Source organism: Sporosarcina sp. USHLN248, assembly GCF_037144575.1.
Classification (GTDB): Bacteria; Bacillota; Bacilli; order Bacillales_A; family Planococcaceae; genus Sporosarcina; species Sporosarcina contaminans.
In genome coordinates this window covers 1-12,037 of sequence record NZ_JBBCZC010000064.1, presented here as the reverse complement: position 1 = coordinate 12,037, position 12,037 = coordinate 1, and the positions used below count along the sequence as shown (strand labels likewise).

The 12,037-nt window shown below is 41.5% G+C and carries 11 protein-coding genes, 1 rRNA gene and 1 other annotated feature; of the genes, 3 read left to right on the top strand and 9 right to left on the bottom strand.

Features of this window, described 5'->3' with window-relative positions; translation table 11 throughout:
• Nucleotides 1-99: 99 nt before the first annotated feature.
• The 3 genes from WFH04_RS17205 to WFH04_RS17195 form a co-directional block, all read right to left on the bottom strand.
• Nucleotides 100-207: a hypothetical protein gene (locus tag WFH04_RS17205; RefSeq protein ID WP_336825397.1), complete on the bottom strand. Its 108-nt coding sequence runs from the start codon at nucleotides 205-207 to the stop codon at nucleotides 100-102.
• A 139-nt stretch (nucleotides 208-346) separates the two neighbouring features.
• The gene (locus tag WFH04_RS17200) at nucleotides 347-1,015 is read right to left on the bottom strand and encodes a deoxynucleoside kinase (RefSeq protein WP_336825393.1); all 669 of its coding nucleotides are present in this window, start codon (nucleotides 1,013-1,015) and stop codon (nucleotides 347-349) included.
• Nucleotides 1,012-1,647: a deoxynucleoside kinase gene (locus tag WFH04_RS17195; RefSeq protein ID WP_336825391.1), complete on the bottom strand. Its 636-nt coding sequence runs from the start codon at nucleotides 1,645-1,647 to the stop codon at nucleotides 1,012-1,014. Before WFH04_RS17195 ends, WFH04_RS17200 begins: the two co-directional genes overlap by 4 nt.
• Before the next feature lie 94 nt (nucleotides 1,648-1,741).
• Here WFH04_RS17195 and tadA point away from each other — a divergent pair, with 94 nt between their 5' ends.
• Both tadA and WFH04_RS17185 read left to right on the top strand, forming a co-directional pair.
• Entirely contained in the window at nucleotides 1,742-2,224 is a 483-nt protein-coding gene (tadA, locus tag WFH04_RS17190; RefSeq protein WP_336825389.1) for a tRNA adenosine(34) deaminase TadA, read from the top strand.
• 116 nt (nucleotides 2,225-2,340) lie between these two features.
• Complete coding sequence (locus WFH04_RS17185) at nucleotides 2,341-2,691, top strand: hypothetical protein (RefSeq protein WP_336825387.1); 351 nt, start codon at nucleotides 2,341-2,343, stop codon at nucleotides 2,689-2,691.
• Nucleotides 2,692-2,754: 63 nt separating this feature from the next.
• On the opposite strand, the gene serS is transcribed toward WFH04_RS17185, so the two are convergent.
• From serS to pdxS, 3 genes are all read right to left on the bottom strand, one after another.
• Entirely contained in the window at nucleotides 2,755-4,029 is a 1,275-nt protein-coding gene (serS, locus tag WFH04_RS17180) for a serine--tRNA ligase (protein WP_336825385.1), read from the bottom strand.
• A gap of 67 nt (nucleotides 4,030-4,096) precedes the next feature.
• Nucleotides 4,097-4,311: a binding site (T-box leader), on the bottom strand.
• 53 nt (nucleotides 4,312-4,364) lie between these two features.
• The gene (locus tag WFH04_RS17175) at nucleotides 4,365-4,943 is read right to left on the bottom strand and encodes an NUDIX hydrolase (RefSeq protein ID WP_336825395.1); all 579 of its coding nucleotides are present in this window, start codon (nucleotides 4,941-4,943) and stop codon (nucleotides 4,365-4,367) included.
• Nucleotides 4,944-5,785: 842 nt separating this feature from the next.
• Entirely contained in the window at nucleotides 5,786-6,652 is an 867-nt protein-coding gene (gene pdxS / locus WFH04_RS17170; protein ID WP_336825384.1) for a pyridoxal 5'-phosphate synthase lyase subunit PdxS, read from the bottom strand.
• Nucleotides 6,653-6,734: 82 nt separating this feature from the next.
• On the opposite strand from pdxS, the gene pdxR reads away from it, so the two are divergent.
• Nucleotides 6,735-8,138 (top strand): MocR-like pyridoxine biosynthesis transcription factor PdxR, encoded by a 1,404-nt coding sequence (gene pdxR, locus WFH04_RS17165; RefSeq protein ID WP_336825382.1) that lies wholly within the window; start codon nucleotides 6,735-6,737, stop codon nucleotides 8,136-8,138.
• Between the two features lie 52 nt (nucleotides 8,139-8,190).
• Here the strand turns inward: pdxR and WFH04_RS17160 are convergent, their stop codons facing one another.
• The 3 genes from WFH04_RS17160 to rrf form a co-directional block, all read right to left on the bottom strand.
• Nucleotides 8,191-9,534, bottom strand: coding sequence for a serine hydrolase (locus WFH04_RS17160; RefSeq protein ID WP_336825380.1), 1,344 nt, complete (start codon nucleotides 9,532-9,534; stop codon nucleotides 8,191-8,193).
• Between the two features lie 156 nt (nucleotides 9,535-9,690).
• Nucleotides 9,691-11,157: an IMP dehydrogenase gene (guaB, locus tag WFH04_RS17155; protein WP_336825377.1), complete on the bottom strand. Its 1,467-nt coding sequence runs from the start codon at nucleotides 11,155-11,157 to the stop codon at nucleotides 9,691-9,693.
• A gap of 773 nt (nucleotides 11,158-11,930) precedes the next feature.
• Nucleotides 11,931-12,037, bottom strand: a 5S ribosomal RNA gene (gene rrf, locus WFH04_RS17150); the annotation flags it as partial.

Below are 12,037 nucleotides of genomic sequence, written 5' to 3'. Positions count from 1 at the left end.
TTTCGTTTACTTGTTTCTCGACAATTCAAGTATAAAAGAAATGGTGATTACGTGCTTTTTTGGGGTTCTATAATATTTGTGTGAATACCCCAACAAATATTATAGAACCAAAAAAACAACGTATTCGTATCCGCAAATATCCCTACCAACAGTTAATCCCGATTTAAATAATTCCTTCCTATTCATGAATGGCTTCCGCTTGAGCATCTCAGGCAAGGAAAAAGCTATGGAAATGGCTACATCCATAATGATGACCGAGGCTAAAAGTTTTACGAAATCGATTCCAATAGTTATAAAAACGAAAGAAGCACCGCAAATGATTGATCATTCACGATGCTTTCATGTTTCATTTTTTCAAGGCTGTCGACACATGTAGCATATTGCCTATCCGTTCGACAATTGTTTCCACTTCATGTGGATCTTTCATAAGATCGTATTCCGTAATATCGATGCGCAGCACAGGACATGCATTGAAAGAATCAATCCATGTTTCATATCTATGATGTAGCTCTTCCCAGTAGGAAATCGGAGTCTGTTGCTCCATTTCACGACCACGTTCCTGAATTCTGTTTAAAATTGTCTCAAAAGGGCCATCTAAATAGACTAACAGATCGGGATGAGGAAAATAAGGCGTCATAACCATAGCGTCAAATAATTTCGTATAGGTATCAAAATCGACCGGGTCCATTGTTCCTTTATCTTTATGCATTTTCGCAAAGATGCCAGTATCTTCATAAATTGATCGGTCTTGAATAAAACCACCGCCATATTCAAAAATCCGTTTTTGTTCCTTGAATCGCTCCGCCAAAAAATAGATTTGCAAGTGGAAGCTCCATTTTTCAAAATCATCATAAAACCGATCAAGATATGGATTTTCATCTACATTCTCCAAAGATGTCCGAAAGCCTAAAGCATCTGCAAGCGCTTTTGTCATCGTTGACTTACCAGCTCCGACCGTACCTGCAATCGTAATGACCGCGTTTTTCGGAATCCCATATTGTTCACGTAAATTCATCGTGTTTCTCCTTTTCGTATCGTCTCATCCACTTGTCGCAAAATCATGCGTAAGTCTTCTTCAGAATCCACAAAATCTAATTCATCTCCATTAAAACGAAGTACTATGATTTCAGGATGAGTATTTTCAAAATCCATCATGAATTGCTCATAATCAAGTGACAGTTGTTCTAAATAAGAGGGAGCGATATGCTTTTCAAAATCTCTTCCCCGCATGTCGATTCGTTTCTGCAATGTATCCAACGATGCGTGCAAGTAAATAATGATATTCGGTGCAGGCATGTCCCGCAATAATATATGGTAAATCTCTTCGTACTTTCTGAACTCTTCAGCAGGCAATGTACGTCTTGCAAAAATCAGGTTTTTAAATAGATGGTAATCAGCTACGACAGGAATTTGCTGTGATAAGTAATTCTTTTTTATATCACCTAACTGCTTATATCGGTTACATAGAAAAAACATTTCGGTCTGGAAGCTCCATTCCTCGATGTTCTCGTAGAATTTATTTAAAAAAGGATTTTCATCCACAATTTCTCGTAATGGATGGAATTTTTGCTCGTCGGCAATCGCCATGGCTAGCGTCGTTTTGCCGACGCCGATCGGGCCCTCCACCGCAATAAACGGCACTGACATAATATAATCTCCTTCTGATTTGTCGATTTCTGCATTTTATTTTACCATAGGGATAGATTGAAACATAGTTGCCTTTAAGTCGGGAGCGAAAATAATGGATGTGTTTGAGCAAGATTGCCAATTCATGCGAATGGCTATTGAAGAAGCAAAAAAGGCGGAGACGATTGGTGAAGTGCCAATTGGAGCCGTCATCGTAAAAGATGGAAACGTTATTGCAAAGGGATATAATTTGCGGGAGACATCACAAAATGCCGTCACACATGCGGAATTATCCGCCATACAAGATGCTTGTAAAGCATTAGGCAGCTGGCGATTGGAAGAAACTACTTTATACGTAACATTAGAGCCTTGCCCAATGTGTGCAGGCGCTATTTTACAATCGAGAATACCACGTGTCGTCTATGGTGCACGGGATCCAAAGGGCGGCTGCGTTGATTCCTTATATCGGCTGCTAAATGATCCGCGCTTTAATCATGAATGCGAAGTGGCTGAGGGCGTATTATCGGATGAATGCGGGCAAATGCTGTCAACGTTCTTCCGAAATCTACGCTTGAAAAAGAAACAAGAAAGACAATAATTTCAGACTGTAACAAAGTATTTTTTTACTTTGTCTACAGTCTTTTTAAGGTTTTGTAGACATGAGATAGGGGTAACGGTATTCAAAACAAAATTGAATTTGGTGCAAATTTGCCGGTGTCTGATAAATTTCCAAAAGACTTCTATATACCAAGAGACTCCACAGTGATTGGATCAATTGAAATTGAAAACGGGGATGTGCAGCATACCATTGTTCTTAAAGGCAATTTAGATGCTGTAGCACAGGAGTATATAGCCGGATTCTCAAAAGGAAATTTTGATAAGGTAGAAGAAGTGGACAATATTGCTGAAATAAATAATGACTTAAATAAAGAGGCGGACGCAACCGAATTTAAAAAGCGTTACAAGCAATTAAAGGAGAGTCCAACTATTTTGTCGGTCGCGGTTCTAAAAAAGATGGAGATGTCATCGATATTTTATATTCCCAACAGCAAAAGAAACAATTAAAAACAACAGATGAAGGTGCGCAACCTTCATCTGTTTCTTTTAAGGGGTTAATATAACTGTTTTTTACTTAATAACTTCTACTCCACGCATATAGGGACGCAGAACTTCTGGCACGATAACAGAGCCGTCTTCCTGTTGGAAATTTTCAAGAATTGCAGCAACCGTACGGCCAATTGCAAGCCCGCTGCCGTTCAATGTATGAACAAATTCCGGTTTCGCACCTTGCTCGCGACGGAAACGAATTGAAGCACGTCTCGCTTGGAAGTCTTCAAAATTGGAGCAAGAAGAAATTTCACGATACGTGTTTTGTGTTGGGATCCACACTTCTATATCGTATTTCTTCGCCGCCGTGAATCCAAGATCCGCTGTGCACATTTTCAAGACGCGATACGGAAGGCCCAATAATTGAAGCACTTTTTCCGCATGCCCTGTCAGTTTTTCCAATTCGTCATAAGACTCTTCAGGCTTCACAAAACGGACAAGCTCGACTTTATTGAATTGATGCTGGCGTATCAACCCACGTGTGTCACGGCCTGCAGATCCCGCTTCAGATCGAAAATTTGTGCTGTACGCAGTGTAAGCGATCGGCAACTGTGCCCCATCAAGGATCTCATCACGATAATAATTCGTCACAGGAACTTCAGAAGTCGGTATTAGGAAATAATCTTCTTCTTCAACCAAAAATGCATCTTCTTCAAACTTCGGAAGCTGTCCAGTTCCCGTTAAGCTCGTACGGTTTACTAAATATGGCGGCAGCATCTCTTCGTATCCATGCTCCGTCACATGTAAATCAAGCATAAAGCTGATCAAAGCACGCTCTAATGTTGCCCCAAGACCGCGGTAAAAGACAAAGCGGCTGCCGGTCACTTTTGCTGCACGCTCAAAATCAAGCATATTCAAATCTGTGCCAATTTCCCAATGTGGCTTCGGTTCAAATCCGAACTCAGTCTTCTCTCCCCATGTGCGTACTACTACGTTATCATCCTCACTATCTCCAACGGGAACAGACTCATGCGGGATATTCGGAATACGCATCATCACATAATTCAAGTCTTCTTCAACTTGGTGCAATTGCTCATCAAGCTTCTTAATTTCATCGCCGACTTCACGCATCCGTGCGATTGTCTCATCCGCATTTTCCTTATTGCGCTTCATTTCAGCCACTTTTTGCGAAACCTCGTTCCGCTCCGCTTTAAGCACTTCCACTTTTGCAATCAAATCACGTCTTTTTTCATCAAGACCAACAAACTTATCCAAGTCCGTCAAATCTTCTCCACGTTTCGTAAGCTTCTCTTTCACTTCATCGAAATTCGCTCGAAGCAACTTAATGTCTAACATAGATGATTCCTCCTTAAATGATTGTTGACGAAAATTTTCGGACACAAAAAAAGCCCTCTATCCCCATAATAGGGACGAGAACTACCCGCGTTGCCACCCAAATTGACCAGCAAAATAGCTGATCCACTCTTTGAAATAACGGTTCAATGTCCGGCTGGGCTTACTGAGATTTCAACCCGGCTACTCAGGGACGGATTCACAAGTGTTTTTTACCGACTTGCACCACCCGCCGGCTCTCTCTAAAAAAACATGCTCGTTACTGCTTCCCATCATCGTCTTCTATTTGAAATTAAGAACACTTTACTATATCCTGCCCTATTTGGCAAGGTTCGAAACTATTTTATAACAAAATGTTTCGCCATCGTGCGGAAATATTCTGTTTCATGTGGAACAAAATCGGTCAACAAAATTTCTGAAACCTCGTCGGTTTTAATGTTTCTGCATCGCACGTTTGCTACTTCACCGTGGAACAACGCTGCCAAGCTTTGAATTTCAACTGCATGAATACTATCGACTTCTTCCTGTTGCAAAATAAAATCATCCGGCATGAAAGTTGATTGATACAAGAATACATTCGCAAATTCATTGTCAATAAAATAAGGGAGCCGAATTGTATCTTGGACAAACCCCATATTGCTCAGCTTCGAGTAATCAACTTTTATCCCGATCTCTTCCTCCACTTCACGAATTCCGTCCATTACTTCTTCTTGAGCAAGCAGATGCCCTGCGGCTGTTATATCATACAAATTAGGGAATTCCTTCTTATCAGCGCTACGCTTTTGGATATATACATGATCATCATCCATAAGCCAGCAATGGAATGTTTCATGCCACAAACCTTTCTCATGAATCGTATCCCGATTTTCATCATACAAATACTGATACTTTTCATCAAATACTTTTAGTCGTTCCACCAATGGACATCACCCTTCAGCAAAATGGCTGCATACCTGCAATAGCCAATCCGATATTTGAAATCTATAGTTGTTCTACATACGGTTATTCATTGCCATTCAATATCATCTCATGCGGAACCAAAAAAATCACTACGCCGAGCTGAATGATGACTCAGCTACTTTTACTTTACTTCATCTCGGACCATAAAATTTATTGACGATAAAAGTAAGCTTAAAAATCGCATAATGTTCTTCAAGATCTCATAAAATTCATGCAGCCAAGCAAAAAGACAACAACCGCGCATAAATTTGGTTCACACACTCATTTATTTCTCCATAAGTATCATTCAGTGCTTACAACGCAAAAAAGTTTTTCTCCCCATCTGCTTTATTTATCCAGCGAGTAATCATGAATGACATCTTCTGCCGCCGTGCCTGCCTTCACTACAATATACCTGCTATACACTTCTATGAAATCTATATTGCCTTCCATCTCATCCACTAATTCAAAACAGTCCAAAACTTATACGAAGTGCCACGTCGTCATTCGCCTTCTGCATTTTCATAGGCAAGTTCTTTTGTTAGATTCCCCCAATGCTCAATGACTTTATTTGCAGCTATTCCTTTCTCTCCGCAACGAACGATCATAATCGCTTCTTCATATGTCTTCCTATCCCTTAGCGTATTTAACCAAATATTTTACTAAATAAATTTTATCCACTGTTTCACCATCCATTCAATTATCCCTTAATACGTTACTATGAATCGTCCCTTTGAATGTTTCAAAACATTTAATACAAACTTATATCCATAAAAAAGCCAGAGCACACATCGTATGCTCTGGCCCTATTTGCTTGGAATTAAACGCCACGTCCTGCCATCAATTCGCTTTCTGGAAGCTTACTAATTTCCAAACCTTTCATTGGCGTTCCGATATCTTTGGATAAATCACCAATCAATGCATAGTTACGGAAATCTTCTGTTGCCAGTACGATTGCACGGGCAAATTTTTCAGGGTTATCTGATTTAAAAATGCCCGATCCGACGAATACGCCGTCAGCTCCTAATTCCATCATCAGTGCTGCATCTGCTGGAGTTGCTACGCCGCCTGCTGCATAATTGATGACAGGTAGACGCTTCGCTTCTCGAATTGCGAGCAATACATCATAAGGTGCCGCTAAATCTCTCGCAGCTACCATCAATTCGTCATTATTCATATGGACGATTTGATTCACTTGCGCATTCACTTGTCGGAGATGACGAACCGCTTCAACGATATTGCCCGTTCCCGGCTCCCCTTTCGTCCGAAGCATCTTCGCTCCTTCTCCAAGACGGCGTGCGGCCTCTCCTAAGTTACGAGCACCGCAAACAAACGGAACTTTATAATCGCTCTTCAATAAATGAAACTCATCGTCCGCCGGTGTCAACACTTCACTTTCATCAATATAATCGACGCCCATTGCTTCTAATACTCTTGCCTCTGAAATGTGGCCGATGCGCACTTTCGCCATGACGGGAATAGAAACTGCCTTTTGTACTTCTTCCACGATACGTGGATCTGCCATGCGTGCTACACCGCCTGCTGCACGAATATCCGAAGGAACGCGTTCAAGTGCCATCACTGCAACTGCGCCTGCCGCCTCCGCCACTTTTGCCTGCTCTGCATTAATAACATCCATAATAACGCCGCCATATTTGAAATCCATTTTATCCTTCCCCCTTTTCATATTGTTCAGTATAATAGATTATGACCATATTGAAATACTCAGTTTCAGATTAATTGAAAGGGTCAGATTGGAGGAGAGACTTTTGGAAATGCTGCTTATTGAATTACATAAAGACAATCATATCCCGCTATATGAGCAAATTTACCAACAAATACGCAAAGACATTACAGACGGTAAATTATCTGTTGGCGAAAAACTTCCTTCCAAGCGGAAACTAGCCGAGTTTTTATCCATAAGTCAAACAACTGTCGAATTGTCATACGGGCAACTTCTTGCTGAAGGATTTATTACATCGGAGCCTCGAAAGGGCTACTTTGTCCAAGCAATTGAAGAACTGTCCTATGTTGATATAGTTCACTTGTCTCCTCAACAGAAATGGTCCTCTCAAAAATACGAGATCGATTTTTCCCCGGGAAGAATTGACACAGACGCTTTTCCATTCAAACTTTGGCGCAAATATGCCAAAGAGGTTATCGATGAGTCTTCAAAGCATTTGCTCTTGTTAGGTCATCCTCATGGTGACCCGGAATTAAGACAGGAAATTGCACGCTATTTGTACCACTCTCGAGGGGTTGATTGCAAACCTGAACAAATTATTGTTGGATCTGGAACAGAGCAGCTTATGCCTCTGCTCATACGGCTATTGGGCCCAGAAGCTGCTTATGCGATTGAAGATCCCGGCTATCCGCTCACACACCATGTGTTTTACCATAATAACAGGGAGGCCATACCGATTGCTGTAGATGATGAAGGAATGGACGTACGAGCCTTACAGCGCTCTGGAGCATCAATTGCTTACGTGACACCTTCCCATCAGTTTCCGACCGGCACAGTGCTCTCTGCGGCGCGTAGAACGGCATTATTAAACTGGGCCTCTTCCAAAGAAGCACATTTTATTATCGAAGATGATTACGACAGCGAATTTCGCTATACTGGTCGACCGATCCCTTCCTTGCAAGGTATGGACAAGGCTGGTAAAGTCATTTACTTAAGTACATTTTCAAAATCACTTATGCCTTCTATGCGCATTGCTTATATGGTGTTGCCTCCACTATTGCTTGATCGGTATGAAAAAGCATTTATCCATTATTCATCGACAGTACCTCGACTCGATCAGCACACGCTTGCCCGTTTTATGGCAGATGGACATTTCGGCCGCCATCTAAATCGCATGAGGAAAGTGTATAAGCGCAAATTACAGTTACTTACAGACGCATTGAATGATTACACGCATAGTATTTCATTCTCCGGAGATGAAGCGGGCATGCACATTGTCATAAACGTGCATAGTGAGGCAGATGAAGCTCAATTAGTAGAACAAGCTGCAGAAAGTGGTATACGAATCTATGGATTGAATGAATACCGTAAATCACCGATCACAGGCCGACCATCGTTTCTATTAGGATTTGGCGGCTTAACAGACGAACAAATTACGAAAGGCATCCATCAGATGATGAATGCCTGGAAAATAGAAAAAGGGCGTTGATTCCATTCATGGTCAACGCCCTTTTTTATAATGACTTAAACTTTATGATGAATTAATCAAACCATCCTTTTACGAATCCAGTCGTGCTATCCCATATGCCTACGAAGAAACCACCAATTGCGCTCAACGTCAAAGAGAACCATCCTGCTTTGTCAACCGTGTCGGCTACAACTACTTCTATGCCAGCGTCTTTCGGATCGATATAGCCATATTCTTCGCCCTCTTTCTTAGTAAGCTGAACATGGCCGATAACAGTACCTTTTTCAATAGGAGCTTCAATAGCACCATCCTTCACGATGGACTCGTCCAACACTAATTCAGGTACATACAAGTCTTTTTCATTTGACTTGATCATCATGTGGATTGGATCTTTCACCTCGATCGCAACCTTTTTTTCTTTACCTTTCAGCACTTCAACCGTTTTTTGCTTATCAAATTGATAGCCTGCAGGAAAAAGCTCTTCATTTGAAAACTGGCTGAACCCGTAATCGAATAGCGCACGGGTTGCATCAAATCTTGCTTTATAAGATCCAATGCCATTCGCGTCAACAGCATTCATGACAACTGCAATAATCCGCTTGTCTCCACGCTTCGCTGTCCCTGTAAAGCAATGACCTGCAAAATCAGTAGTTCCTGTTTTCAAACCGTCTACGCCTTCGTATTCATAAACAAACCCTGGAAGCATGAAGTTCCAGTTATCCATTTTTATCGCATCATCCGTACCTTCACGGAATATTTTCGAATTGATCTTTGTTGTTTCTAACACTTCAGGGTAATCATGCATTAAATGGTACGCCAAACGTGCAACAGATTTTGCAGGCATGACATTTTCATCTTTCTCGCCTGTCCCTTGTGGATGCATACCTTGCAAATACTCATTGTTCAATCCAGTCGAATTGACGAATTTATAATCTTTCAAACCAAGCTCTTCTGCTTTTGCGTTCATTAACTTCAAGAACTCAGTTTCTGTGCCGGCAATCGTTTCAGCAATTGCAATTGTAGCAGCATTTGCAGAATAGATCGCCAAAGCTTCATACAACTCACGGATTGTATACGTGCCATCTTTACGCAAAGGCACATTGCTCAACCGTCTGTCCTGTGAAATGGCATACGTATAATCCGTCACTTTATATTCTTGATCCCAGCTGATCTTACCCTCTTTAATTGCCTCAAACAAAATATACTCTGTCATCATTTTGGACATACTTGCAATGCCAAGCGGCGCGTCAGCATTTTCTTCATAAAGAATCTTTCCGCTATCCGCATCGATTAAAATCGCACTATCTACATATAAGCCTAAAGCAGATTCCGCATTCGCTGGAACCGTGCCAATTGTCGTCAACAACAGCAACGGCAGCAACATTAATGCCACCCATTTTCTCATTACCCGTTTCACCAAAATACCTCCGTAATTAAAATTTCTTTATCTATTCTAACACAACCAGTGCATGATGAGGACAGTTGGAAAGAAAAAGCACCTTTCCGCTCTCATATAGACGAACGAAAAGGTGCTGAAGTTCCAAAGTTTACTCCAATTACCATATCTCAATCATTATGAAATCGAGTAGTTTGGTGCTTCTTTAGTAATGTGAACTTGGTGTGGATGGCTTTCACGCAATCCCGCCCCAGTCATTCTAACGAATTGTGCTTTTTCGCGCATATTATGCAAATCCTTCATGCCGCAATATCCCATGCCAGCACGGATGCCACCAACTAATTGATGAATTGTATCTGCAAGCGGTCCTTTGTAAGGCATGCGCCCTTCAATGCCCTCAGGAACTAACTTTTTCGCGTCTTCCTGGAAATAACGGTCTTTCGAACCATGCTCCATCGCAGCAACTGATCCCATACCACGATATACTTTAAAACGTCTGCCTTGGAAAATTTCCGTTTCTCCAGGGCTTTCAGTTGTACCTGCCAACAAACTGCCAAGCATTACAACATGTCCACCTGCAGCCAATGCTTTAACGATATCGCCAGAATACTTAATGCCACCGTCAGCGATAATCGCTTTGCCTTGCTTGCGTGCTTCTGAAGCACATTCATAGACAGCTGTAATTTGTGGTACACCAACACCCGCAACTACACGTGTCGTACAGATCGAACCAGGACCGATCCCCACTTTCACAACGTCTGCACCTGCTTTGTAAAGCGCTGCTGTACCTTCTGCAGTTGCAACATTACCAGCAATGATGTCAAGGTCCGGATAAGCTGCTCGAATTTGCGCAACAGTATCCAGTACGCCTTGCGAATGGCCATGCGCTGTATCAATGACAATCGCATCCACTTCCGCTTCAACTAACTTCTCAACACGAACCATCGTATCAGAAGTTACACCGACTGCTGCTGCAACTAATAGACGGCCATGGGAATCCTTCGCCGCATTCGGGAACTCAATCACTTTTTCAATATCCTTAATCGTAATCAAACCTGTAAGAATGCCTTGCTCATCAACAATCGGAAGCTTCTCGATCTTATATTTTTGTAAAATCTTTTCCGCATCTGAAAGTGTTGTTCCAACAGGAGCTGTAACCAAATTTTCTTTTGTCATCACATCATTAATGAGCAATGAATAATCTTGAATGAAGCGCAAATCACGATTCGTCAAAATGCCGACTAATCTACGCTCGTCCATATTATTTACGATTGGAACACCAGAAATCCGATATTTCCCCATCAAATGCTCAGCATCAAATACCTGATGCTCAGGAGTCAGGAAAAACGGGTTTGTGATAACACCGTTTTCAGAGCGTTTAACTGTAACAACCTGCTCAGCTTGCTCTTCAATGCTCATATTTTTATGGATGACACCTAAACCACCTTGGCGCGCCATAGCAATTGCCATTTTTGCCTCTGTCACTGTATCCATTCCCGCACTAATGATTGGAATGTTCAGCTTGATCTTCTCTGTCAAATTAACCGATAGCGAAACATCCTTCGGCAACACCTCAGAATGTCCCGGTACAAGCAACACATCGTCAAACGTCAATCCCTCACGAGAAAATTTAGATTCCCACATCACGTTAGCCTCCTAATAAATTGATGATCTTCGGATGAATATTATTAAAAGGTTATCAGCGCCTACCACCCCTGTCAAGGAGACGTTAATAAGAAAAAGAATTCCTATTATTCACTGAACATCCTTGCACGCGTTACAAATAAATAAACCGCAGCCTTTCCATCTTATTATGTTCATCCTGTTCTTTTTGAATCAAATTCTATAAACGTATATAGAATTAACTAACTCAGAAACGCAGAAATGTTATTCAAAAAGGAATTTACAAAGCATATATGTACAAAACGCAGAAGAGAAATTTGCAGCGCATTAATGGGTTCAAAAACGCAGAAGAGGTTTTTATAGCGCATAAATGTGTTCATTAACTCCATAGGAGAAATATAAGCGCATAAACAAAGAGAGAAACGCAGGACACTTTACATTAGTACTTCTAACGAAGCTGCATTAGGCCTTATGACGGCTTATTCCCATCACAACTCTTTGCAATGCCATAGAAAGTTGTTGTGTTCAACGTATTTGCAGCGAATCACATTGCCTAATCACAACGTAATTTCTATGCAGTGCAATGTTATTATTTGTACTGATTAACATCCTGCAAGTTTTCACCTATATCGCCTGCGTAAATAAAAGGGATATTGATTTAGTTGTCTGGACAAAAGGAAAGAGATCTTTTGAAGTTGAATTAATATTCGATAGGGGAGAGATGACCATAGAGAAATCTGTAGCTCTGCTCTTCAAACGCATAAAAAAGCCATTCCCCACAGGGAATGGCCTTTGCCTGGCGACGTCTTACTCTCACAGGGGGAAGCCCCCCACTACCATCAGCGCTGAAGAGCTTAACTTCCGTGTTCGGGATGGGAACGGGTGTGACCTCTTCGCTATC